Source organism: Mycobacterium sp. NPDC050853, from assembly GCF_040653875.1.
Classification (GTDB): Bacteria; Actinomycetota; Actinomycetes; order Mycobacteriales; family Mycobacteriaceae; genus Mycobacterium.
The window spans coordinates 198,721-220,192 of record NZ_JBFAGW010000004.1; the positions used below are offsets into that span (position 1 = coordinate 198,721).

The window sequence follows — 21,472 nt, forward strand, 5'->3', positions numbered from 1 at the left end:
ATGCGCAATTTGATCGGTGCATCCGCCACGGTAGACCTTTGCGCCGCGCGATGCCAGGCGACTCTCAGGGTGTCCCGCCCACCGGGCAGTATCACGTGTGTGACGCCCATCAACGGTCTTCGCGCAAGCGGCTCATCCATAGAAATCGATGGCCACACGGCTGTTCTCATGCCCGGTACCGGCTCCGACGACGACTACATCACACGGGCGTTCGGCCCCGCTCTTACCGCCGCGGGGGCCACCCTGCTCGCGGTGCGCCCTGAGCCGAATGACCTGGTCAACGGCTATTGGCGGGCGCTCGATCGGGCCGCTCAGAATGGCCCGATCATCGTCGGCGGGATGTCCATCGGCACCGCCGTGGCCTTGACGTGGGCATTGCAGAACCCCGATGCGACGGTGGCTGTGCTGGCAGCTATGCCCGCGTGGACAGGCGCGCCGGAGAACTCTCCTGCCTCGGTGTCCGCCCGGATCACCGCCGAATCGCTGCGTGCCGACGGGTTGCAGGCGGTGACCGCCGCGATGCGGGCCAGCAGCCCCGGCTGGCTCGCCGCCGAGCTCACGCGCTCATGGGCCGTCCAGTGGCCGGGCCTGCCCGATGCCATGGAGGAGGTGTCGGCGTTTGTGAACCCGTCCGCCGACGATCTCCGCGGATTGACCGTGCCCTTGGCGGTGGCAGCGGCCACCGATGACCCGATACATCCGCTCGCGGTCGGCCGAGACTGGGCATCCTGGGCGCCGCGCGCGGCGCTGCGCACATTCACCCTCGATCAGCTGGGCGCCGATCCGTCCTGCCTGGGTGCGGCCTGTATCGGCGCGCTGAGCGATATCTGATTCAGAGTCCGCGAGCCGACGGGTCGGCAGTGGCCTCGATCTTCAGCACCAGACCGTCCCGTGTCGTGAGGGTGACGACCGCAAACAGCCTGCGCTGGGCGAACGCCAGCAGTACCGGCTGCCCAAACGGCCCACCGACCAAGGTGGCACCGTGGCCGAGATAGACGAGCAGGTTGGTGGCGACATCGGTGCGTCCGTGGTTGACCTGCGGCGGGGGCGCGGGATCTCCGATGATGGTGCCCACTCCCCACACGCTTGGGTCCAGCACCGCCATCAGCCCGGTCAGGTCGCCGTTGGCGCATGCGGTGACGAACTTTTCGATCAGCTGCTGGTGTTCGACACCCGTGACATCACCGGTTCGCGAGGCGGACTGCTGGAAGCGGCTCCGCGCCCGTCGGGCCAGCTGACGGCAGGTGCCTACCGGACGGCCCACGGTAGACGCGATCTCCTCGAAGGGGACCCCGAACACGTCATGCAAGACGAAGGCCACCCGCTCACCAGGGCTAAGCGTTCGCAACACCTCCAGCAGAGCGCTGCGCACCTCATCGTCCAGGGTGGCTCTCTCGGCGGGATCAGTACTTCCCGAAACATGCAGCGGTGCGCCGGATTCCACGATCAACTCCTCCCCCGTCCGCTCGCGACGCATCCGCGCCGAACGCAGCTGATCCAGGCACAACCGACCGGTCACTACCGATAGCCAGGCGCGCGGCTCGTCGATCTCCGACTCCTCGGCCCGCGCCAGCCGCACGAAGGCCTCCTGAGCGGCGTCCTCGGCGTCCCCGATATCTCCGAGCATCTGATAGGCCAGGTTGACCAGATAGGGGTAATGGTCGCGCCAGGCGGCCGCCACCAGTGCGTCGTGGATAGATGAGGAACCACTCATGTCACTACGACGATTCCGCGCCCAAAAAAGTTACCGGTCCAGCCCGAGTAACTTGCGTAACTTTCTATGTCCCCGCCTCGTCGTAGTCATGTGGCCATCCGGCCATCTCGAACCTCCCGAAATGGAGAACCCGATATGACAATTCTCGTCACCGGCGCAACAGGCAATGTGGGGCGTCCACTTGTCGAGTTGCTCGCCAAGGCCGGAGCCGACGTACGCGCGGTCACCCGGCAGCCCGAGCACGCGGATTTCTCACCGGAAGTGAAAACCATCGAGTCGGCCCGAACCGGGCTCAGCGGCGCCACGGCAGTCTTTCTCAATTCACGGGCGTTGGGCGACGATCTCGCCGGCTTTGTGAACCAGGCCGTGCACGAAGGGGTTTCGCGACTCGTCGCACTGTCGGCCATCAACTGTGACGACGACTTCTCCCGACAGCCGTCACGGTTCCGCGGAGATCGGAACAAGGAGGTGGAGCAGTACGCCGTCGAGTCCGGAGTGGAGTGGGTGAGCCTGCGTCCGACCGTCTTCGCATCCAACTTCCGCGGAATGTGGTCCGGCCAGCTCAGCGCGGGCGATGTGGTCCGCGGACCGCACGCATCCGCCTCGACCGCCCCGATCGCCGACCGGGACATCTCCGAGATCGCGGCCCACGCGCTGCTGACGGACGATCTCGTCGGCCGACGCATCCCGTTGACCGGCCCGCAGGCCTGCACGAACGCCGAGCTGGTCGCGATTCTCGGAGACGTTCTGCACCGCCCGCTTCAGTACCACCAGGTCCCCGACGATCTTGTGCGCCAGCGCTTCACCGGCCTGGGGTTTCCGGACGGATTCGCTGACGCGTACCTGGCGATGCAGGCGTCCACGGTCTCCACGCCGGCGGTTGTCACGCACGAGGTGGATCGGATACTCGGGCGCCCTGCAGAGACGTTCGCGGCCTGGGCCAACAGGTTTCGGGCCGAATTCACACCCCAGAAAGGCTGATCGCCATGTCCAACGTGCCTGACGGCCTTCGCGCCAGCGGCTCATCCAACCACCCACCGCGGTGGCTCAAACCGATGAACAAGATGGTGCGGGCATTCCACCGCCTCGGCATCCCCACCGGTCCGGCCATGGTTCTGACCGTCCCCGGGAGGAAGACGGGACAACCTCGACCCACACCGATCACACCATTCGAAATGGACGGCCAGCTCTTCGCCGTCGGCGGCTATCCGGGCTCAGATTGGCCCCGCAATGCCGCCGCAGCCGGTTCTGGAACCCTCACCAGACGAAACCGTGTCCAGCACGTCAGGATCGTCGCTGTACCGCCCGAGACGGCGCGACGGGCGCTGCGGGAATTCGCCATGAAGGTTCCGGTGGGCGTGCGGTTCGCCAAAAACGCTGGACTCGTTCGGCATGGAACTCCAGACGAGTTCGAAGCACTGGCCGGAACACTGGCGGTGTTCCGGTTTGATCCGGACTAGATCCCCAAGGTCGCTTTGGCTTCCGCCCGCCGGACCTAGCCGCCGGTGATCGTGGACCGGAGCTGCTGCATGGCAGAGCCCGAGACACTGCGGCGAGCGACCGGCGTCGGATCATCCTGTGGGGCCGGATCCTCGACAGCGGCTTCCGCCTGCGCCTGCGCTTGTGCCTGGGCCGCCTGTAGCTGTTCCAGCATCGGTTCGGGCAGTGCCACCGGCAGCGGGGTCCGTACCGGGTACGGGTGATCGTCACGGCGGACGACGGTGTCGGCCACCGCCTCGCGCGCCTCCTTAGTCAGCGCCTCGATGGTTTCCGGCGGGCCCGTCAGCACGCAGCGGATCATCCATCGGTAGCCGTCGACGCCGATGAAGCGCACCGAGCCTCCGGCGGTGACACCGGCGACCTCACGCCCCCAGAGACCATCGACGATCGACACCTCGGCCGATTCCTTGCGCAGGGAGTCGGCCAGCTCGGCGGCGATCTCGCGCCAGAGCCCGGTCGACTTGGGTGCGGCGTACGCGGCGACCGAATAACGCCCGTTGGGCGTCAGCACGAAGACGGCCCCGGGCTCGCCGGAGGCGGTCAACTCAACCTGAATCTGCCCGGTTTCAGGCACGGGAATGAGCACCGAGCCCAAGTCCAGGCGTCCGGTTCCGGCGTCCTCCGGACTGTCAAAGTCTTCGATTTCGTATGGGCCGTCAAATGTTTCGCCCGATGCCGCGCCGGACGACACATCGACTGTGTCATCTAGGTCGTTGAGACCGCCACTACGGTGTAAAGCCATCACAAACTCGCATGTCCGCCGCTGGACCCGTGTCCACCCACACCGCGGGTGGTCACGGCCAGACCGGCCTCGTCAAAGGAATCCACTTCAACCAGCTCCGGCAACTCGACCTGCTGAACCAGTAGCTGCGCAATCCGGTCGCCTCGGGTGATGACGATCGGGGTCTCCGGATCCAGGTTGATCAGGCTGAGCTTCACCTCGCCACGATACCCGGCATCGATCGTGCCAGGGCTGTTGACGATCGAAAGGCCCACGCGCGCAGCCAGGCCCGAACGCGGATGCACCAACCCGACCATCCCGCTCGGGACGGCCACAGCGATACCGGTGCCCACCAGCACCCGGCGTCCGGGTTCGATCACGACATCTTCGGCGCTGTAGAGATCGACTCCCGCATCATCGGCATGCGCACGGGAGGGCAGGGGAAGCTCTCGATCGAGGCGAACGATCGCCAATCTCGTAGGTGTGGGCACGATCGCCCAGACTACCCTTGGCCGCGTGACGGCATCCCCCAGCAACACGACCGATACCCGCTATATCGAGCGGCTGTGGGTTCCCTGGTGGTGGACGCTGCCCGGCTTTGGTGCGGCAACGCTGCTCGGGCTGGAAATCAATCAGGGCATGCGTCAGCTTCCCAGCTGGGTGCCCTACCCGATCCTGTTCGCGATAGTCACGGGAGTCCTGTTGTGGTTCAGCAGGATCCGCGTGGAGGTTGCGACCGGACCGGGCGGGATCGCCGAGCTGCGGGCGGGATCCGCGCACCTGCCGGTCAGTGTGATCGCCAAGTCCGCGGCGATTCCGGACACCGCGAAAAGCGCAGCACTCGGCCGCCAACTCGATCCGGCAGCCTTCGTCGTACATCGGGCGTGGATCGGTCCGATGGTGCTGGTGGTGCTCGACGACCCGGATGATCCGACGCCGTACTGGCTGGTGAGCAGCCGCCACCCCGATCGGGTGCTGGCGGCCCTGCGGAGCTGAATGTCGCCGACGTTGCGGCTCCAGAGCTAGCTCGTCACGCCGCGCAGTCAGTGCAGATCAGCTGGCCGTTCTTCTCACTCGCCAAACGGCTGCGGTGATGCACCAGGAAGCAGCTCGAACAGGTGAACTCATCGGCCTGCTTCGGGATCACCCGTACCGATAGTTCCTCGCCTGATAGGTCGGCGCCCGGTAGCTCGAACGATTCGGCGGTTTCCGCCTCATCGACATCTACCACCGCCGACTGTGCTTCGTTGCGACGAGCCTTGAGCTCCTCTAACGAGTCCTCTGACACATCGTCGGCGTCAGTTCGCCTCGGAGCGTCGTAGTCGGTAGCCATGCGTCCATCCCCTTATCAACATCTCGTCATCTAGCTTCTGCAATAGGCGCAGCAAGGCTTTGTACCAGGCTGAAACGGACATCACAAACTATTAGTGCCCGGATTCCGCCGGTTCTTAGTGTGATTTGCATCACACAGCAGTGGACACCCGGTCTATTTCGCCGTCTGTCGCGAAGAAGTCCGCTGGCCTAGAGTGCCATCCGTGGTCGCAGACATCACCGAGGGCACCTCGGTAGACAAGCTTGGGCGCCCTTTTCGACGCCGGAACTATTTGCCAGCCCTATGTGTCGGGTTGGCACTCCTGACCGTCACCGTGTTTGTCTGGGCTTCGGCGCTCACCCGGGAGGCGCCGGTCAAGGAGGCGACGGCATGCAACTCGCCCGCTCAGCAGACCGAGCCGGGTGGCGCCGGCATCGGCAACCCGATATCTCGCTCCTCGCTGGCAGGCACCAGCCCGGCCACTCTTAGCGACGTCAAGGTGCGTGTCCTGAACGCCAACGGCCAGGCCGGTCAGGCCGGAGAGGTATCCACCTCGCTGCGCGATGTGGGGTTCCCCTCACCAACCGCCGATAACGACCCGTTCTACCCCGTCGGTTCCCGCCTGAACTGTGTCGGCCAGATACGTTTCGGGGAATCCGGGTACGCCACCGCCGTAACGCTCTCGCTGGTGGCACCGTGTGTCGAGTTCGTCGAGGACGAGCGATCCGACGATTCGGTGGATCTGGCACTCGGCAGCGAGTTCACCGAACTCGCCTCGGGTAATGCGGTCACCTCGGCACTGAGCAGCCTCAAATCCGGTAACCAGGCCAACTCCGATTTCATCGCCCGGGCGCGACAGAGCACCTGCTAGCCGGGAATCGGTGACCTGGCGTCGATGTCCGTCAGGAGCTGCCCGAACTCCCGGGCGATTCCGGGTGCCATCGCCGCGATGAGTTCGCCATCCGAGCTGGGGGCATCGGCGCCCGGCAACACCAGCACCGCACCGGCCTCACGCGCGATGAGGGCGCCCGCAGCCCAGTCCCAAGGCCCCAGCCCATGCTCGTATTGGGCATCGACACGCCCCTCGGCCACCGCGCACAGATCCAGCGCCGCCGAGCCGATCCGTCGCACGTCCCGCACCCGAGGCAACAACTGCGCCACCAACCTGGCCTGACGTTCCCGTCGCGCCGTCGAGTACGCGAAACCCGTGGCCACCAGCGCGAGCCGTACCTCGCTGACCGGATTGCATCCCAGCGGCCGCTGCAGACCATTGGCCTCACGGACTGTCGCGCCGCTGCCGGACGCCGCCGAGAAGACGCGGTCGGCCGCGACGTCGGCGACCGCTGCCGCCACGGATACACCTTCGACCTGTGCGGCCACCGAAACCGCGTAGGCGGGGATGCCGTAGACGAAGTTGACCGTGCCGTCGATTGGATCGATCACCCAACGCACCTGGGACTGGCCGGCGTCGCCGGTCTCCCCGTCCTCCTCGCCCAGGATCGCGTCATCGGGTCGCAACGAAGCCAACCGGCGGCGCAGCAGCCGCTCGCATTCGGTGTCGACAAGCGTCACGGGATCTGTCTCGGTTGTCTTGGTGCGCACGGACGCCGCCCAATCGACGGCACTTCGACGATGCCGCACGAATTCCGCGGCCTCAGACGCCAGCCGCACCGCGACCGAACGCAGCGCTCCCGGTTCGATTCCCATGCCTCTATCGCAGCACACCAGTCAGGGTCACGCGCATCGTCCCGGAGGGCATTAAGGTGTCACTCGCATTCAGTGTGTTCCGGCTGTGTTCGCCAGCCACGTATATCCAGGACCAAGGAGCGCCGATGACCACCACCGAATCCGGACCCTCCGCACCCGCAACGGGAGCAGGTGACGCCGAGCAGCGAGGGTTCGGCATCGACGTCGGCGGAAGCGGTATCAAGGGCGCGATCGTGGATCTGACGACCGGCGAGCTGATCGGCGAACGGGTCAAATATCCGACTCCACAGCCCGCCACGCCCGAGGCCGTCGCGGAGACCATCGCCACAGTCGTCCGCGATTTCTCGTGGACGGGGCCCGTCGGCGTGACATACCCGGGCGTGATCGTGCACGGCGAGGCACGCACTGCGGCGAACGTCGACAAATCGTGGCTAGGCGTCAACGTCCACGACATCGTCAGCGCCGAATTGCACGGCCAGACCGTCACCGTGCTCAACGACGCCGACGCCGCCGGACTGGCCGAGGACCGGTATGGCGCGGGCAAGGACCAGTCGGGCGTGATCGTCCTCTTGACCTTCGGAACCGGAATCGGATCCGCCGTCCTGCATAACGGGATTTTGTTGCCCAACACCGAGTTCGGACACATCGAGGTCGACGGCATGGAGGCCGAACACCGCGCAGCGTCGTCGATCAAGGAAAAGAACGAATGGAGCTACAAGCAGTGGGCACCCGAGGTCACCAAGGTCTTGGTGGCGGTGGAGAACGCGGTCTGGCCCGACCTGTTCATCGTAGGCGGAGGCATCAGTCGCAAGGCCGAAAAATGGGTGCCGCTGCTAACGAACCGCACCACGGTGGTGGCTGCTGCACTGCAGAACAGCGCGGGGATCGTGGGTGCCGCGATGGCCGCACACGCTGGCGTTTCACCTTAGCTTTTTCACAGGTTCCCCACTCTTATCGTTACAATGGCAGTCAGACAGCCGCATGCAGGGCCACGCAGGTGCTCCGAGGCAGCGACGAACATCAAGCAGACAGCCAATTTTCTCGATTTTGCATGCCCATGCGCGTCGAAGAAGTAGCCAGGAAAGGGCGTACGTGGCAGCCACGAAAGCAGCTCCGGTAAAGCAGGCCACCGCCGCAACACCTTCGAAGACCACCGCCACCAAGGCAGTCCCCGCGAAGGCACCGGCCAAGAAGGCGCCCGCGAAGGCCGCCGCCAAGAAGGCCGCCCCGGCCAAGGCACCCGCCAAGAAAGCCGCGGCCAAGAAGGCACCCGCCAAGAAGGCCGCCGCCAAGGGCACCGATCCCGCTCTCGAACCGCAGGGCAGCGCCGAGGACACCGAGGTCGAGCCCGGCGAAGATCTCGAAGCCGAGCTCGGTGATGACGCCGAGATCGAGGTCGACCTCGTCGAGGTTGTCGCCGAGCCCGAGGCAGAAGCCGAAAGCGACGAGCCCTCCGATAAAGACAAGGCTTCAGGGGATTTCGTCTGGGACGAAGAGGAATCCGAGGCGCTGCGGCAGGCCCGCAAAGACGCCGAGCTCACCGCGTCGGCAGACTCGGTGCGCGCGTACCTCAAGCAGATCGGCAAGGTGGCCCTGCTCAACGCCGAAGAGGAAGTTGAGCTGGCCAAGCGGATCGAGGCCGGTCTGTACGCAACCCAGATCGTCACCGAGCTGACCGAAAAGGGCGAGAAGCTTCCGGCCGCACAGCGCCGCGATATGTCGTGGATCTGCCGTGACGGTGACCGCGCCAAGAACCACCTGCTGGAGGCCAACCTGCGTCTGGTGGTGTCGCTGGCCAAGCGCTACACGGGCCGCGGCATGGCGTTCCTGGACCTCATCCAGGAAGGCAACCTGGGCCTGATCCGCGCAGTCGAGAAGTTCGACTACACAAAGGGTTACAAGTTCTCGACGTACGCCACCTGGTGGATCCGTCAGGCCATCACCCGCGCGATGGCCGACCAGGCCCGCACCATCCGTATCCCGGTGCACATGGTCGAGGTCATCAACAAGCTCGGCCGCATTCAGCGCGAGCTGCTCCAGGACCTGGGCCGCGAGCCCACGCCCGAAGAGCTGGCCAAGGAAATGGACATCACGCCGGAGAAGGTGCTGGAGATCCAGCAGTACGCGCGTGAACCCATCTCGCTGGACCAGACCATCGGTGACGAAGGCGATAGCCAACTCGGCGACTTCATCGAAGACAGTGAGGCCGTTGTCGCGGTGGACGCGGTGAGCTTCACGCTGTTGCAGGATCAACTGCAGTCGGTGCTGGAAACGCTGTCCGAGCGTGAGGCCGGCGTCGTGCGTCTGCGGTTCGGTCTGACCGACGGCCAGCCGCGCACGCTCGACGAGATCGGTCAGGTGTACGGGGTGACCCGTGAACGCATCCGGCAGATCGAGTCCAAGACCATGTCGAAGCTGCGCCACCCCAGTCGCTCACAGGTGCTGCGCGACTACCTCGACTAATCCCCCTTCGCGCCGACACGCCCTGTTCTGCGCGCGCTACTCGCGTAACGCTTCCTAAACCGGAGTGTCGGCGGTCGGCGCGGGCAGCCGTCGGTCCGAGTTTGGATCACGTCAACCACAACTCGCTGCCCAGAACACGTTCACGGCTAATGTCGGGACTTCCGCTAACCGCGCAAGTCCCGCCAGGAGCGAACCCTCTGTGATCAAACTTCTCATCTTCACCCTCGTGGGTCTCGGTGCCCAGATCGTCGACGGAACGCTTGGCATGGCGTTCGGCGTCACGGCCACGACCCTGCTGGTGCTCACCGGTGTCGGTGCCGCCCACGCGAGCGCCGCGGTGCATTTCGCGGAGGTCGCCACCACACTGGCGTCGGGTGTCTCGCATTGGCGGTTCGGGAACGTCGACAAACGTGTCCTGCTGCGGCTGGGCATACCCGGCGGCATCGGCGCATTCTTGGGTGCCACCGTGTTGTCGCGACTGTCCACCGAAGCCGCGGCCCCGATCACGGCGGGAATCTTGCTCGCCATCGGCGTCTACCTGGTGTACCGCTTCAGCACCAACCCGCCCCGCGGGAACTACGCGCCATCGACGCCATTCTCGGCGAAGTTCCTGGCCCCGTTAGGCCTGTTCGGTGGATTCATCGACGCCTCCGGTGGCGGCGGTTGGGGGCCCGTGACGACAAGTACGTTGCTCACTCGTGGAACGGCTGCACCCCGCACAGTGATCGGCTCAGTGAGTGCGTCGGAGTTCATCGTCGCCGTCTCGGCGAGTATCGGCTTCCTGTTCGGACTCGGCTCGGAGTTCTTCAACAACTTGATCGTGATCGCCGGGCTGGCCTTGGGCGGCGTGATCGCCGCGCCGATCGCCGCCTGGCTCGTCTCGCGCGTCAACTCGGTGGTGCTCGGTACCGCAGTAGGCGGAATCTTGGTGCTGACCAACACCCGCACACTGCTGCGGTACTTCGACACTCCTGACTCGGTGCGTACGCCTATTTACCTGGTGATTGTCATCGCCTGGGTGGCACTGGTCGCGTACACGTGGCGCAAGGCCAAGCTCACGGCCGCCGAAGCCGCGGGAGACCTCAGCGAGATTGCAGAGGGCGTGGAACCCGTAGGGGCGCTGGCAGACACGCCCGACGACGATGTCGCTGCCGCACCGAAGTAGCAGCCAATAACAAGACCCGCGGCGATCAAAGCGCGAATGGAGTAGCCCGATACGCATGTCGAGTGGATCCCCGTTCCAGCAGCATGGTGCCACCCCGGTGACCGTCACCAGGGCTGGAAGATGAGGACCCACCATGACCGCAACACTCGACACGGAAGTGACCGCGCCGCCGCCCTTCGACGGCGAGGTGGCCGACCGCCGAAGTAAGTTTCGCAAGCTGACCGCCGAAACCGTCAGGGACCCCTACGCAGAGCGTGCGTTCCTTGCATCGAAACTGGCTGTACTGCAATCACATCCGAAGCTCTCGGCGGCTACCCGCCAGGAGGCCGAGGCAACGCTGGCCGAAGCCGCGGGAGTGGCCGACAGCGCCGAACTCGCCGCGGCGATAACCCCGCCACCCGGCGGTGTCGGCTACGGCATGTTCTACACGAACAGCTTTCGCACACGCTTCGCGCGCGGTACCTCGTTCTATTACGAGATCGTCTGCCCGCACCAGCCCGGCGGGAACGTGAGCGACTACCTGTACCTGACCGCCACCAACCGAGCACAAAAAGGTGTCGAGGCGTTCGTCTCGTACCACGCTCAGGACATCGCCCGATTCAAGGTATTCGACTGGGCACGCTCGGATCATTGGCAGACCGACATCCCGTTCGCGAATCTGACGTCGTATCTGCGTAGTACCTCATCGCACGGCTGGGGTCTGCAGACGCTGCTCGTGTGGAATCAGTCGTTTGAAATCGCACCAAACCGGTGGCGCAACGAGGTGCTGCTGCACAACCGGGCGGCCAACCGTTGGGATCTCGTGTACCGCTTCGACTATCAGTCCTCTACCGCCGAACAGACATCCGGCTGGGTCGGCAGCTGGGGACCGATCGTCGAGACATTCCAGAACAGCTACACGAACACCCGCTGGCTCGGATTCCTCAACACGATGCTGGTCGGCCGCGACGCGGCCGGCAACTGGGGACAATGGGCGCTGTTGCGCGCGGCCGACTCGACCATACGCAATGACGGACATGGATTCTCACCACTGTTCCTGGACCCGAACTACTCATTCGTGGTCAAGAGTTGACCGAGCAGGAGCAGCCGTTCATGAGTGATGACGGATCACCTCCCCCTCCCGGTACCGGCCCCATCGCCGACCGGCGGCAGCAGTTCGAAGAACTCAGCCGCCGGCACCGGGAGGGGTCGGATGACCGCGCGTTTATCGAGCACAAGATCGAGATCGTGAAGAGCGATCCAGATCTCACTGCCGAGGAGAAAGCGGCCGCAATCGAAGAACTGAGACGTGCACTCGAGTGATGGCCACGATGACGCCGGGACGCACCCACCCATAGCCATTGGTTGTCGGTGGGTGCGTCAATACTGGGCGCTATGCCAGTAGTCGGTTACTGCCTGTTCGACACCGCCATCGGCAATTGCGCCGTCGCGTGGAGCGCCGAGGGCATCGTCGCATTGCAGCTGCCCGAGGGCGATGACGCCACGACCCGTGCGCGCATCCGACGGGGCGCCGGCGAACTCGACCCGCCTCCGTTGGTGTCCGAGGCGATAGACGGCATCCGACGGGTCCTCGCGGGCGAGGACGACGATCTGCAGTGGGTCCGGTTGGATCTCGACGCGATCACCGAGTTCGATCGCGATGTGTACGCCGTAACCAGAGCAATCGGACCCGGCCGGGTCCGCAGCTACGGTGAGGTGGCGGCCGCCGTCGGGGCACCGGGCGCCGCGCAGGCCGTGGGACAGTCGTTGGGCCGCAATCCGATTCCGCTACTCGTCCCGTGTCACCGGGTGCTGGCAGCTGATCACAGCCTGCACGGCTTCTCCGCCTACGGCGGTGTCGTGACCAAGCGTGAACTGCTCAGACTCGAGCACGCTCCCGGTTTCGACGACCCCACGCTGTTCTGACGCGAAAGCCGTACTGCGGGTCTACGCTCTAGCAAGATCACAGGCCTACGCATCGGGAGAACTCATGACCGGTTTGTACCTAGCTGCCCTTCTCATCGGAATCGTCGCCGGCCTGCGTGCGATGACTCCCCTCGCCGTGTTGAGCTGGGCCGCATTCGCCAAATGCCTTCTAGTAGAGGGCACCTGGGCATCGTTCTTGGCAAGCCTGATCGTGGCCATCGTCGCCACGGTGCTGGCCGTCGCCGAGATCGTCAATGACAAACTGCCCAAGACTCCGAGCCGCAAGGCACCGCCTGCTTTCGCGGCGCGCGTGGTACTCGGCGGCTTCTACGGGGCCGTGTTCGGCACCCTGGCCGACGGCACCTCCCCCGGACTCATAATCGGGCTGCTGCTCGGCGCCGCAGGCGCGGTGATCGGCACGCTCGGCGGGGCGTGGGCCCGCGGCAAGCTGGCCGACGCCTTCGGTAAGGATCTGCCCGCGGCACTGACCGAGGATGCGATAACGGTCGCTGCGGCACTTGCCATCACCTTCACGCTCGCCGGATGAGCACCCACTTCGACGCCATCGTCGTCGGCGCCGGACAGGCCGGCCCCTCTCTGGCGGCCCGGTTACGTGGCGCGGGGATGACGGTGGCGATCGTCGAGCGACATCTGTTCGGCGGTACCTGTGTCAACACCGGCTGCCGCCCCACCAAGGCGCTGGTGGCCAGCGCACATACCGCACACACCGCCCGCGACGCCGCGCGCTGGGGTGTCGTTGTCGCCGGCTCGGTGAGCATGGACATGGCCCGGGTGAGGGAGCGCAAAGATTCGGTGATCCTGCCCTCGCGCAATGGTGGTGAGACATGGCTTAAAGACCTTGGCTGCACGATCTACCACGAGCATGCCCGCTTTATCTCCCCCACCGAACTCGCCGTGGGCGACGAGATCATCTCTGCCGAAAGGGTTTTCCTGAACGTCGGCGGCCGGGCAGTGGTTCCGGACTGGCCGGGTGTCGGCGACATTCCGCTGTTCACCAATAGCTCACTCATCGAATACGACGGGATCCCAGCGCATCTCATCGTCATCGGCGGCAGCTATGTCGGGCTGGAATTCGCGCAGATCTACCGACGGTTCGGTAGCAAGGTCACCGTCGTGCACCGCGGACCACGGCTCGTCGAACGCGAGGATCCCGACGCCTCGGCGATCATCCAGGAGGTGCTGGAGCGCGAGGGAATAGCCTTCCGCCTCAACGCCTCCTGTATCAGCCTGTCCCGGCGAGACGACGGGGTCGCCGTCGGCGTCGACTGCACCCGGGGCGCACCCGAGGTGGCCGGGTCTCACGTGCTCGTCGCGGTGGGCCGCCGACCCAACACCGACGACTTGGGCCTGGAGAATGCCGGGGTCGCCACCGACGATCGCGGGTACGTCACGGTTGACGATCAGCTGCGCACCAACGTTCCAGGCATCTGGGCGCTGGGAGACTGCAATGGGCGCGGGGCATTCACCCATACCTCGTACAACGATTTCGAGATCGTCGCCGCGAACATGCTCGATAACGATCCTCGACGGGTCAGCGACCGGCTGCCCTGCTATGCCCTGTATACCGATCCTCCGCTGGGTCGGGTCGGTATGACGGAGACGCAGGCGCGCGCCTCAGGTCGCACCGTGCTCGTCGGCCGCAAGCCCATGAGTCAGGTGGGCCGCGCCATCGAGAAGGGCGAAACCGACGGCTACATGCAGGTTTTGGTTGATGCCGATACCGATCTCATCCTCGGCGCGACCATCCTCGGGGTGGGCGGCGATGAAGTGGTGCACTGCCTGCTCGACACCATGCAGTACGGCGTGCCCGCGCGACAACTTCAGCGCACCGTACACATTCATCCCACTGTGGCGGAGTTCTTGCCAACCGTCTTGGGTGAGCTTCAGCCACTCGTTTGACCTCAAGGGCGCTTGAGGTTATAGCGTCCTGGCGTGAAGATTCACGATGTGCAGATCACCGCTACCGACGTGCCCGGAGCTGCTCACTTCTACTCCGAAACCCTGGAATTGCCGGTAGAACTCGACGGAGACCGGGCGTCGGTTCATATCGGGGACAGCACGCTCACGATGCTGCCGGGCCACGCGTATCACGGTGCGCATCACATCGCCTTCACCATTCCCGCGGGCAGCCTGGCTGCGGCCAAGGAGTGGCTGTCGCAGCGCGTCACGCTGCAGACCGATGGTCAATGGCATGACGAATTCGACTGCGCGCCCAATTGGCAGGCCCGCAGCATCTACTTCACCGGTCCTGACAATGCCGTCCTCGAGCTCATCGAACGCAACACGCTCGACAACCGCATCGACCACCCCTTCGGCGTCGACGACATCCGCCATCTCAGCGAGGTCGGTTTCGGGGTATCCGATGTGCTTGAGACTCAGAGGCTCATGCACGACAAGCTCGGACTGCCGCCTTTCGGGGAGCCGAGCCCCGGCTTCGGTCCGGTGGGCGATCACGACGGCCTTTTCATCCTGGTGCCCTCCGACGCCACGTGGCGCCCGGAAAATCGGATCCCACCACCTGCCGCGCCCACCGTGGTGACGGCCGATGTAGCCACCGCACTGGAGATCGGCGAGTTTTACGTGATTCGGCCGCTAGGAGCGTGAATCACGCCAGGCCAAGGGCGCGTCCAGCACCGACAAGTCATAGTCCGGGTCTGGATTGATCCCCACCGTGAACAGCGTTGCTCCGGCGTCCGCGTAGGCGTCGGCTTCCGCGGGGGTCAAACCCCGATCAGGATCCAGCCCCCAACTGGTCGACCGTTCGATCTCGTTGTGGTCGCGGCCGATTCGCTCGGCCTGGGCGATCAGGATTTCGTTCTTGCGGCGATAGGTGTCGATATCGGCGAAGACATGCCAGATATGGGCATGTCGGGCCACCAGCGGAATGGTGCGCTTCTCTCCCCCACCGCCGATGAGGATCGGGATCGGACGCACCGGCGGCGGCAACAGCTGATCCAACCGGTTCTCAATCCGAACCAGGCTGTCCTCGAACAGATCGAATCGCGAACCCGTCGTACCGAACTCGTATCCGTATGTGGTGTAGTCCTTTTCGTACCAGCCGGCACCGACGCCGAGAATCACCCGCCCGTCGCTGATGTGATCGACGGTGCGAGCCATATCGGCAAGCAGGTCAGGATTGCGATAACCCACGCCGGTGACCAGCAGTCCGATCTCCACCCGCGAGGTGATCTCGGCCCACGACCCCAGTGCCGTCCAGCCCTCGAAGTTGTTGACATCGGGCTGTACCGGATCGAGCACCACTCCGTCACTACCGATGGTGCCGGCGGGCCAATGGAAGTGGTCGTATCCGAAGACGACGTCCACTCCCTTGTCCTCGGCGCGGAGCACCGCGTCTCGCCATTGCTTGTAGCTCTGCGCCTGGGCGGGCCGAAGCTGGATACCGATACGAATGGGTCTCGTCACATGGAAGTCCAATTATTCGATGGCCGCCGGTATTCCCGCCACTTACGCTGCGGCCATGGACCGCATGACGATTTCCTCGGACGGCGAGGGGGAAGGGACGGTCGGATATTCACGCGCGGTACGCGTCGGCAGTCATATCGCCGTGGCCGGCACCACTGCGGCGCGGCAGGGAGAATCCCCGGTCGGTGGCGACGACGTCGCCGAACAGACCCGCGAAGCGCTCCGTCGTATCGAATCAGCGCTCGGCCAGGCAGGCGCGTCACTGGGCGATGTCATACGGACCCGCATCTTCGTCACAGATATCGGGCGGTGGCGCGAGGTCGGTTTGGCGCACGGCGAGTTTTTTGGCGATATCCGCCCGGCCGCCACGATGGTCGAGGTATCAGCACTTATCGATCCGGCGCTGCTGGTGGAGATTGAGGTCGACGCCATCATGAATTAAACTGGTCGGACCACTAGACCTCCTACCAATCGCGGTGCTACCGTGACGACATGGCACTGCAGCCGATCGCCCGTCAGTCGATACCCGACGAGATATTCAGTCAGCTCGCGGCGCAGGTTCTCACCGGTGACCGCACCCCCGGCGACACCCTGCCCAGTGAACGAGCCCTTGCCGAGGCCCTCGGGGTGTCCCGCACCGCGGTCCGCGAAGCATTGGGCCGCCTGGAGCGCTCGGGCCTGATTCACATCCGCCAGGGCGGGTCGACGGTGATCCGGGATTACCGCAGCGAGGCCGGTTTCGACGTGCTGCCACTATTGCTCGCCTATGGCGGCGATGTGGACCGCCGCACGCTTGCCAGCGTCATCGAGGCCAGGGCCATCATCGGCCCCCAAGTGGCGCGACTGGCCGCGCAACGATCTCGCCAAAATCCCGGCGTCGCCGATCGCCTGCGTGCCATGACCACCGATCTGGAATCGGAAAGTGATCCACTGCAACGAATGTGGCAGGCGCTCGCGTTCTGGGAGCTGGTTATCGACACCGCAGATTCGATTGCCTTCCGGCTGGTGTTCAACACCATGCGCGACTCGTATGTGAGGGCGCTGGATGTGCTCGTGAACATCATGGCCGCCGAGGTCGGCGATATCGGCCACTACCGAGCGCTCGCCGATGCGATCGCCGACGAAGATCCCGATGCCGCACAGGAGGCCGCCGCGGCGATGCTCGCCCTGGGCACCAAAGCCTTTGACAATCTCCTACTCGAGATGGAGAACCAGAAATGACTTCTGAATCACCTACTCCGAGAAGGTCGAACACCGCGATTCGCAAGGGCATGACCCTGCGCGATGCCTTTGTCGAGTTCGCCAAACACCCCACCCCATGGATGCTGGTGGCGTGGTCCGCGGCGTTGCTTGGCGCGCGAATCACTGTGGGCGGCTGGACAATCATCGATGCCATCACACCCATCCTGCTCGTGGCCATCTCGCCTGTCGCCGAGTGGCTGATCCACGTCGGCATCCTGCACTGGCGTCCGCGTTCAGTCGGACCGGTGACCGTCGATTCCCGGCTTGCCCGTGACCACCGTCTTCATCACCAGGATCCCCGGGACATCCCCCTGGTGTTCATCCCATGGCCCAGCCTGGTCGTGGTGATCGCCGGATTGACCGCAATCGCACTATTTGCGTTCCCGCGCACTGGACTTGGACTCACATTCGCGCTCACTGTGGCACTGTTCCTGGTGTTCTACGAGTGGATCCACTACCTCGTCCACACCGACTACAAACCGCGTCACGCGATCTATCGCGCGGTATGGCGAAACCACCGGTACCACCATTTCAAGAACGAAAACTACTGGTTCACCGTCACCAGCTCGGGAACGGCCGACCGCCTACTGGGAACCTACCCCGATCCGCAGCAAGTCCAGTCATCACCAACGGTGCGGAATCTGCACGCGCCCAGCATAATCGGCTAGCTTCCGCCGCCACAGCTGCTGCCGCCGCCGCAACCGCTTGATCCGCTACCGCAGCCGCTGTGACCGCTGCCGGAGTCGCTGTTGCCACCACCGCAGCCGCTACCCGAGTAACCGGTGTACCCGTTACCTGAGGAACCGTCCCCGCTGCGCGGCCGGCTTCCGGAATTGGACGACACGACAACGGCCCCCGCGATGATCAGCAGGAGAATCACCGTCGCAATGACGATGATCGCGACGATCACGCGTCGACCCGCTCCGGCCGTAATGCGAAGTAGCGCAACTTCTTTCCAAACGCGATCTGAAGTTCCCGACGGCCACCGCGGCGCACCAGGGCAATACGACGAAGACCCTCGGCGACCTCGCGGTCCATCATCCAGTTGCGCAGATGCGGCAACTCGTAGGTGTACTGGCGGAATTCCTTGGCATCACACAGCACACAGCACTGCATCGCGTGCAACCGCGCGTACTGCTCGAATTCGTGTTCCCAGTTGGGCAGTTCAGCGAGCCAGGGCAGCGCCTTGGCGGTGTCGAAGCGACGCTTAATACGCAGCTGCGCACCCGCGGTCAACGCCGTGTACTCATCGAATCCCGACGGGGCATTCCCGGCGAGCAAATCCGACAGCACCGAGAATTGACGGCGCCGCAGCATCTCTCGGTTGTCAAGCATGAACGACACCAGCCTTGATCGCCTGCCGGACCACGGAAAGGTCCGCGCTGACGCTCGCTTCGTCGATCGACCCGTCGCGCTCGATCAGTACGCCCAAGCTGCGTCCCGAAGTGAGCACCACGAGCTCGGTGAGCAAATCGGCAACCGGATCGATGATGGTGTCGGCATGGGTATCCCAGTACAGGTCGCCCTCAAATCGGCCGCCCGCGATGTGCACGTACGCGACACGCTCGATGGGGAATCGGCGCAGCATAGCGACGGGATCGGTACCCGAGGCCACCGCAGTCGCGTAGAGGTTGGCAACATCGAGCACCAGCCAGCAGCCGGTGCGCCGGGACAGTTCGCGCAGATAATCGGGCTCGCTGAGCTCGTTCTCGGGCCACTGCAGCGTGGTGGCCACATTCTCGAGCGCCAGCGGCACGCCGAGGTCGTCTTGGACCCGGGACACGTTGTCCACCAGCACATTTAGGGCCAATGTGGTGCGCGGCGGAGCCACCAGGTGGCCCGCCTCCAGCGCACCGCTGCGCCGGTCGCTCTCAAAGCCTGCCCGCACAAAGGCCACGTGCTCGCTGACCAGAGGAGCTTTCAGCTCGGCGGCGAGAGCGGCCAGGTGCTTCACGCGCTTGGGATCCGGCAGGTCGGCCCCGGCAAGACCCAATGACACACCATGTGGCACGACAACGGTGCCGGCCTCACGAAGGCGCATCAGTTCGACGGGTAGCTGTCCGGGGCGAAAGTTCTCGGCGACGATCTCGGTGAAAGCGAGGTTGAGGGCGTCATCCGTGACGGCACCCTGGTTAAACATTCCAGCAAGCTCGGGACGCCACGAGGCACCGACCGCGGGCTCATCGGCCAGCACGGTCGTAAGCGGGTGATTTGAAGAGGCCACCGCGGTTACCCCCTTATCTAAAGACCAACGAACTAGGTCAGTCTAGCTACCACGTTGGTAGCTTAGGAAGTGCTAGGTGCCAGCGGCTTGAAAAAGCCGTCCGATCCCGGCCGGAATGTAGCCACAGAAGTAACTGCGGCGATCGGCAGTGGGCCGTACAGGTGAGGAAACAACATCGATTCAGGGTCGCTGGGCACACCCGGTTCCCAACGTACCGGAGAGTCGAGCAGATTCAGGGCGACAGACAATACGACCAGATCACACCTTCCGCGATACAAGCGGTTGGCCGGAAGGTGAACCTGGTATGGCGCGGAAAGGTGAATAAATCCGGTTTCAGCCAGTGACGTGGGCCGATGCTCTCCCCGTTCGCGCGCCAGTGCCCACTCCTCGACCGAACACATGTGAACGAGTTCGGGTTCGCTCGGCGACGTCGAATACATCACACCAGCCTGCCTCAGCCCAGTAACACAACGGACGTGAGCCGCGACACACCGGAGACACATGGGGAACAACCGAAACCCCCCAAACGTCTGACAAAGTACATACATAGGCGCCGAGCGGTTCACCGGACCGCAAAGCGGAGGAGAGATTACGGAGGAGCCATGAACGCAACTCTGACCAGTCCAGAACTCACGAAGGCTGACCGCTGCGATCGTTGCGGAGCGGCTGCCCGGGTTCGCGCCACGCTCCCCTCCGGAGCCGAGCTGCTTTTTTGCCGGCATCATGCAAATGAGCACTCCGACAGGCTGACCGCCATGTCGGCGGTTCTGTACATCAGCAGCGCTGTCGAGGATTAGTCACCGCGGTTTCACCCCCGGTAGTCACCTCTGACCGCCCCATCAGGAATGCTGGTGTGGCCATGAGTGAGAAGCCGCGCCATGTCTCGATAGGTCGGGACGTCCTCCACGTTATGCGCCGCACCGCCGTAAAGAGTTGGGACGACTCGATTTTCGCGCAGTCGGCCCAGGCTGCTTTCTGGCAGGTGTTATCGCTACCGCCACTGCTGCTCGGCATCCTCGGCAGCTTGACGTTCGTCGGACCGCTGTTCGGTCCGGACACGCTGCCCGAGATCCAAGAGCGACTGCTGCGGGTGGCCAACAGCGTGTTCAGCAAGAGCGTGGTCGCGGAGATCATCGAGCCGACGGTCACCGACATCATGCGTGATGGGCGCGGTGAGGTGGTGTCGATCGGGTTCGTCATCTCGCTGTGGGCCGGATCGTCGGCGATATCGAGCTTCGTGGACTCCGTCGTCGAGGCGCACGACCAGACACCCCTGCGCCACCCCGTTCGTCAGCGGTTCTTTGCGCTGGGGCTGTACGTCGCCGCGCTGGCGATGGCGGTAGTGACCTTGCCGGTCATCGCACTGGGACCGAAGCGGATCGCCGAGATCGTGCCCGACTCATGGAACGGGCTGCTGCGGTACGGCTACGCCCCTCTCCTGGGCATCGCGCTGGTGGCCCTGGTGGCGCTGCTATACCGGGTATCCCTACCCAAACCGCTTCCTTCGCACCGCCTTTTGATCGGCGCGCTGCTGGCGGTCACATTCTTTGTGATCGCCAGCCTGGGGCTGCGGTTTTACCTGAACTGGATCACCCGGACGGGCTACACCTACGGCGCATTGGCCACTCCGATCGCGTTCCTGCTATTCGCTTTCATGCTCGGATTCGCGATCGTGCTGGGTGCGGAGCTCAACGCCGCCATCGAGGAGCGCTGGCCGGCCGGGGCGACCCACGCGCGGCAGCTGCGCGAGTGGCTGAGCCCCCAAAATGGCCAGAACAGCCCAGCAGAGGTGACGCCAAAGGACTCCCCTGAGGGCTGCTAGTCCTCCCGCTTCATCATTTCGTAGATGCGCTTGCAGTCGGGGCACACCGGGGAGCCGGGCTTAGCCGACCGGGTGACAGGGAAAACCTCACCGCAGAGGGCCACGACGAAGTTCCCCATGACCGCGCTCTCCACGATCTTGTCTTTCTTGACGTAATGGAAGACCTTGGGCGTATCGCTATCAGTGCTTTCGTCGACGGTGGTGTCCGGACGCTCGATCGTCTGCGTGTCCATGTGTTCATTGTGCAACAGTG

General features: G+C 64.5%; 30 protein-coding genes. 19 read left to right on the plus strand and 11 right to left on the minus strand.

Annotated elements, in window-relative coordinates:
• Window positions 1–168: 168 nt before the first annotated feature.
• Window positions 169–831 carry an alpha/beta hydrolase gene (locus AB0H22_RS15495; protein ID WP_180749610.1) on the plus strand — a complete coding sequence of 221 codons (663 nt, stop codon included), beginning with the start codon at window positions 169–171 and terminating at the stop codon, window positions 829–831.
• Between the two features lies 1 nt (window position 832).
• Here the strand turns inward: AB0H22_RS15495 and sigI are convergent, their stop codons facing one another.
• Window positions 833–1,714 (minus strand): RNA polymerase sigma factor SigI, encoded by an 882-nt coding sequence (sigI, locus tag AB0H22_RS15500; protein WP_358147165.1) that lies wholly within the window; start codon window positions 1,712–1,714, stop codon window positions 833–835.
• Window positions 1,715–1,849: 135 nt separating this feature from the next.
• On the opposite strand from sigI, the gene AB0H22_RS15505 reads away from it, so the two are divergent.
• Both AB0H22_RS15505 and AB0H22_RS15510 read left to right on the plus strand, forming a co-directional pair.
• Window positions 1,850–2,695 carry an NAD(P)H-binding protein gene (locus tag AB0H22_RS15505; protein WP_358147166.1) on the plus strand — a complete coding sequence of 282 codons (846 nt, stop codon included), beginning with the start codon at window positions 1,850–1,852 and terminating at the stop codon, window positions 2,693–2,695.
• Between the two features lie 74 nt (window positions 2,696–2,769).
• Entirely contained in the window at window positions 2,770–3,174 is a 405-nt protein-coding gene (locus AB0H22_RS15510; RefSeq protein ID WP_180749611.1) for a nitroreductase family deazaflavin-dependent oxidoreductase, read from the plus strand.
• 35 nt (window positions 3,175–3,209) lie between these two features.
• On the opposite strand, the gene AB0H22_RS15515 is transcribed toward AB0H22_RS15510, so the two are convergent.
• Window positions 3,210–3,956, minus strand: a complete 747-nt coding sequence (locus AB0H22_RS15515) for a DUF3710 domain-containing protein (protein ID WP_180747883.1) — start codon at window positions 3,954–3,956, stop codon at window positions 3,210–3,212.
• Window positions 3,956–4,426 carry a dUTP diphosphatase gene (dut, locus tag AB0H22_RS15520; protein WP_180747884.1) on the minus strand — a complete coding sequence of 157 codons (471 nt, stop codon included), beginning with the start codon at window positions 4,424–4,426 and terminating at the stop codon, window positions 3,956–3,958. The genes AB0H22_RS15515 and dut overlap by 1 nt, the downstream gene beginning before the upstream one ends.
• Here dut and AB0H22_RS15525 point away from each other — a divergent pair.
• Complete coding sequence (locus AB0H22_RS15525; RefSeq protein ID WP_180747885.1) at window positions 4,419–4,931, plus strand: DUF3093 domain-containing protein; 513 nt, start codon at window positions 4,419–4,421, stop codon at window positions 4,929–4,931. The genes dut and AB0H22_RS15525 overlap by 8 nt on opposite strands.
• A 34-nt stretch (window positions 4,932–4,965) precedes the next feature.
• Here the strand turns inward: AB0H22_RS15525 and AB0H22_RS15530 are convergent, their stop codons facing one another.
• Complete coding sequence (locus AB0H22_RS15530) at window positions 4,966–5,268, minus strand: DUF4193 domain-containing protein (RefSeq protein WP_043077966.1); 303 nt, start codon at window positions 5,266–5,268, stop codon at window positions 4,966–4,968.
• Between the two features lie 202 nt (window positions 5,269–5,470).
• Between AB0H22_RS15530 and cei the strand changes: the two genes are divergently transcribed.
• The gene (cei, locus tag AB0H22_RS15535; protein WP_358147167.1) at window positions 5,471–6,118 is read left to right on the plus strand and encodes an envelope integrity protein Cei; all 648 of its coding nucleotides are present in this window, start codon (window positions 5,471–5,473) and stop codon (window positions 6,116–6,118) included.
• Here cei and AB0H22_RS15540 read toward each other — a convergent pair.
• The gene (locus tag AB0H22_RS15540; RefSeq protein WP_358147168.1) at window positions 6,115–6,954 is read right to left on the minus strand and encodes an inositol monophosphatase family protein; all 840 of its coding nucleotides are present in this window, start codon (window positions 6,952–6,954) and stop codon (window positions 6,115–6,117) included. The genes cei and AB0H22_RS15540 overlap by 4 nt on opposite strands.
• 125 nt (window positions 6,955–7,079) lie before the next feature.
• Here AB0H22_RS15540 and ppgK point away from each other — a divergent pair, with 125 nt between their 5' ends.
• From ppgK to AB0H22_RS15585, 9 genes are all read left to right on the plus strand, one after another.
• The gene (gene ppgK / locus AB0H22_RS15545) at window positions 7,080–7,883 is read left to right on the plus strand and encodes a polyphosphate--glucose phosphotransferase (protein WP_358147169.1); all 804 of its coding nucleotides are present in this window, start codon (window positions 7,080–7,082) and stop codon (window positions 7,881–7,883) included.
• A gap of 52 nt (window positions 7,884–7,935) precedes the next feature.
• The gene (locus AB0H22_RS15550; RefSeq protein WP_255485550.1) at window positions 7,936–9,417 is read left to right on the plus strand and encodes an RNA polymerase sigma factor; all 1,482 of its coding nucleotides are present in this window, start codon (window positions 7,936–7,938) and stop codon (window positions 9,415–9,417) included.
• 199 nt (window positions 9,418–9,616) lie between these two features.
• On the plus strand, window positions 9,617–10,582 hold the full coding sequence (locus AB0H22_RS15555; RefSeq protein WP_180747890.1) for a sulfite exporter TauE/SafE family protein: 966 nt from the start codon (window positions 9,617–9,619) through the stop codon (window positions 10,580–10,582).
• Between the two features lie 133 nt (window positions 10,583–10,715).
• Window positions 10,716–11,654: a hypothetical protein gene (locus AB0H22_RS15560; protein WP_180747891.1), complete on the plus strand. Its 939-nt coding sequence runs from the start codon at window positions 10,716–10,718 to the stop codon at window positions 11,652–11,654.
• Window positions 11,655–11,674: 20 nt separating this feature from the next.
• Window positions 11,675–11,884, plus strand: a complete 210-nt coding sequence (locus AB0H22_RS15565) for a hypothetical protein (protein ID WP_180747892.1) — start codon at window positions 11,675–11,677, stop codon at window positions 11,882–11,884.
• Window positions 11,885–11,932: 48 nt separating this feature from the next.
• Window positions 11,933–12,487 carry a methylated-DNA--[protein]-cysteine S-methyltransferase gene (locus tag AB0H22_RS15570; RefSeq protein ID WP_358147170.1) on the plus strand — a complete coding sequence of 185 codons (555 nt, stop codon included), beginning with the start codon at window positions 11,933–11,935 and terminating at the stop codon, window positions 12,485–12,487.
• A 64-nt stretch (window positions 12,488–12,551) separates the two neighbouring features.
• The gene (locus AB0H22_RS15575) at window positions 12,552–13,034 is read left to right on the plus strand and encodes a DUF4126 domain-containing protein (RefSeq protein WP_180747894.1); all 483 of its coding nucleotides are present in this window, start codon (window positions 12,552–12,554) and stop codon (window positions 13,032–13,034) included.
• Entirely contained in the window at window positions 13,031–14,407 is a 1,377-nt protein-coding gene (locus AB0H22_RS15580; protein WP_358147171.1) for an FAD-containing oxidoreductase, read from the plus strand. Before AB0H22_RS15575 ends, AB0H22_RS15580 begins: the two co-directional genes overlap by 4 nt.
• Window positions 14,408–14,455: 48 nt before the next feature.
• Window positions 14,456–15,112, plus strand: coding sequence for a hypothetical protein (locus AB0H22_RS15585; protein WP_358147482.1), 657 nt, complete (start codon window positions 14,456–14,458; stop codon window positions 15,110–15,112).
• Here AB0H22_RS15585 and AB0H22_RS15590 read toward each other — a convergent pair.
• Window positions 15,101–15,931: an LLM class F420-dependent oxidoreductase gene (locus tag AB0H22_RS15590; RefSeq protein ID WP_358147172.1), complete on the minus strand. Its 831-nt coding sequence runs from the start codon at window positions 15,929–15,931 to the stop codon at window positions 15,101–15,103. The two genes, AB0H22_RS15585 and AB0H22_RS15590, sit on opposite strands and share 12 nt — an antisense overlap.
• A gap of 55 nt (window positions 15,932–15,986) precedes the next feature.
• On the opposite strand from AB0H22_RS15590, the gene AB0H22_RS15595 reads away from it, so the two are divergent.
• The 3 genes from AB0H22_RS15595 to AB0H22_RS15605 are packed head-to-tail and all read left to right on the plus strand — an operon-like array spanning window position 15,987 to window position 17,841.
• Window positions 15,987–16,373 carry a RidA family protein gene (locus AB0H22_RS15595; protein ID WP_358147173.1) on the plus strand — a complete coding sequence of 129 codons (387 nt, stop codon included), beginning with the start codon at window positions 15,987–15,989 and terminating at the stop codon, window positions 16,371–16,373.
• A gap of 50 nt (window positions 16,374–16,423) precedes the next feature.
• Entirely contained in the window at window positions 16,424–17,152 is a 729-nt protein-coding gene (locus AB0H22_RS15600) for a GntR family transcriptional regulator (protein ID WP_358147174.1), read from the plus strand.
• Window positions 17,149–17,841 (plus strand): sterol desaturase family protein, encoded by a 693-nt coding sequence (locus AB0H22_RS15605; protein WP_180747899.1) that lies wholly within the window; start codon window positions 17,149–17,151, stop codon window positions 17,839–17,841. Before AB0H22_RS15600 ends, AB0H22_RS15605 begins: the two co-directional genes overlap by 4 nt.
• Here AB0H22_RS15605 and AB0H22_RS15610 read toward each other — a convergent pair.
• From AB0H22_RS15610 to AB0H22_RS15625, 4 genes are all read right to left on the minus strand, one after another.
• On the minus strand, window positions 17,838–18,083 hold the full coding sequence (locus AB0H22_RS15610; protein WP_180747900.1) for a hypothetical protein: 246 nt from the start codon (window positions 18,081–18,083) through the stop codon (window positions 17,838–17,840). The two genes, AB0H22_RS15605 and AB0H22_RS15610, sit on opposite strands and share 4 nt — an antisense overlap.
• Window positions 18,080–18,508: a hypothetical protein gene (locus tag AB0H22_RS15615; RefSeq protein WP_180747901.1), complete on the minus strand. Its 429-nt coding sequence runs from the start codon at window positions 18,506–18,508 to the stop codon at window positions 18,080–18,082. The genes AB0H22_RS15610 and AB0H22_RS15615 overlap by 4 nt, the downstream gene beginning before the upstream one ends.
• Window positions 18,501–19,397 carry a DUF692 family multinuclear iron-containing protein gene (locus AB0H22_RS15620; protein ID WP_180747902.1) on the minus strand — a complete coding sequence of 299 codons (897 nt, stop codon included), beginning with the start codon at window positions 19,395–19,397 and terminating at the stop codon, window positions 18,501–18,503. The genes AB0H22_RS15615 and AB0H22_RS15620 overlap by 8 nt, the downstream gene beginning before the upstream one ends.
• A 62-nt stretch (window positions 19,398–19,459) precedes the next feature.
• Window positions 19,460–19,837, minus strand: coding sequence for a DUF952 domain-containing protein (locus tag AB0H22_RS15625; protein WP_180747903.1), 378 nt, complete (start codon window positions 19,835–19,837; stop codon window positions 19,460–19,462).
• 162 nt (window positions 19,838–19,999) lie between these two features.
• Between AB0H22_RS15625 and AB0H22_RS15630 the strand changes: the two genes are divergently transcribed.
• Window positions 20,000–20,194, plus strand: a complete 195-nt coding sequence (locus tag AB0H22_RS15630) for a hypothetical protein (RefSeq protein WP_180747904.1) — start codon at window positions 20,000–20,002, stop codon at window positions 20,192–20,194.
• A gap of 62 nt (window positions 20,195–20,256) precedes the next feature.
• On the plus strand, window positions 20,257–21,219 hold the full coding sequence (locus AB0H22_RS15635) for a YihY/virulence factor BrkB family protein (protein WP_180747905.1): 963 nt from the start codon (window positions 20,257–20,259) through the stop codon (window positions 21,217–21,219).
• Here the strand turns inward: AB0H22_RS15635 and AB0H22_RS15640 are convergent.
• Window positions 21,216–21,452: a DUF3039 domain-containing protein gene (locus AB0H22_RS15640; RefSeq protein WP_180747906.1), complete on the minus strand. Its 237-nt coding sequence runs from the start codon at window positions 21,450–21,452 to the stop codon at window positions 21,216–21,218. The two genes, AB0H22_RS15635 and AB0H22_RS15640, sit on opposite strands and share 4 nt — an antisense overlap.
• Window positions 21,453–21,472: the final 20 nt, after the last annotated feature.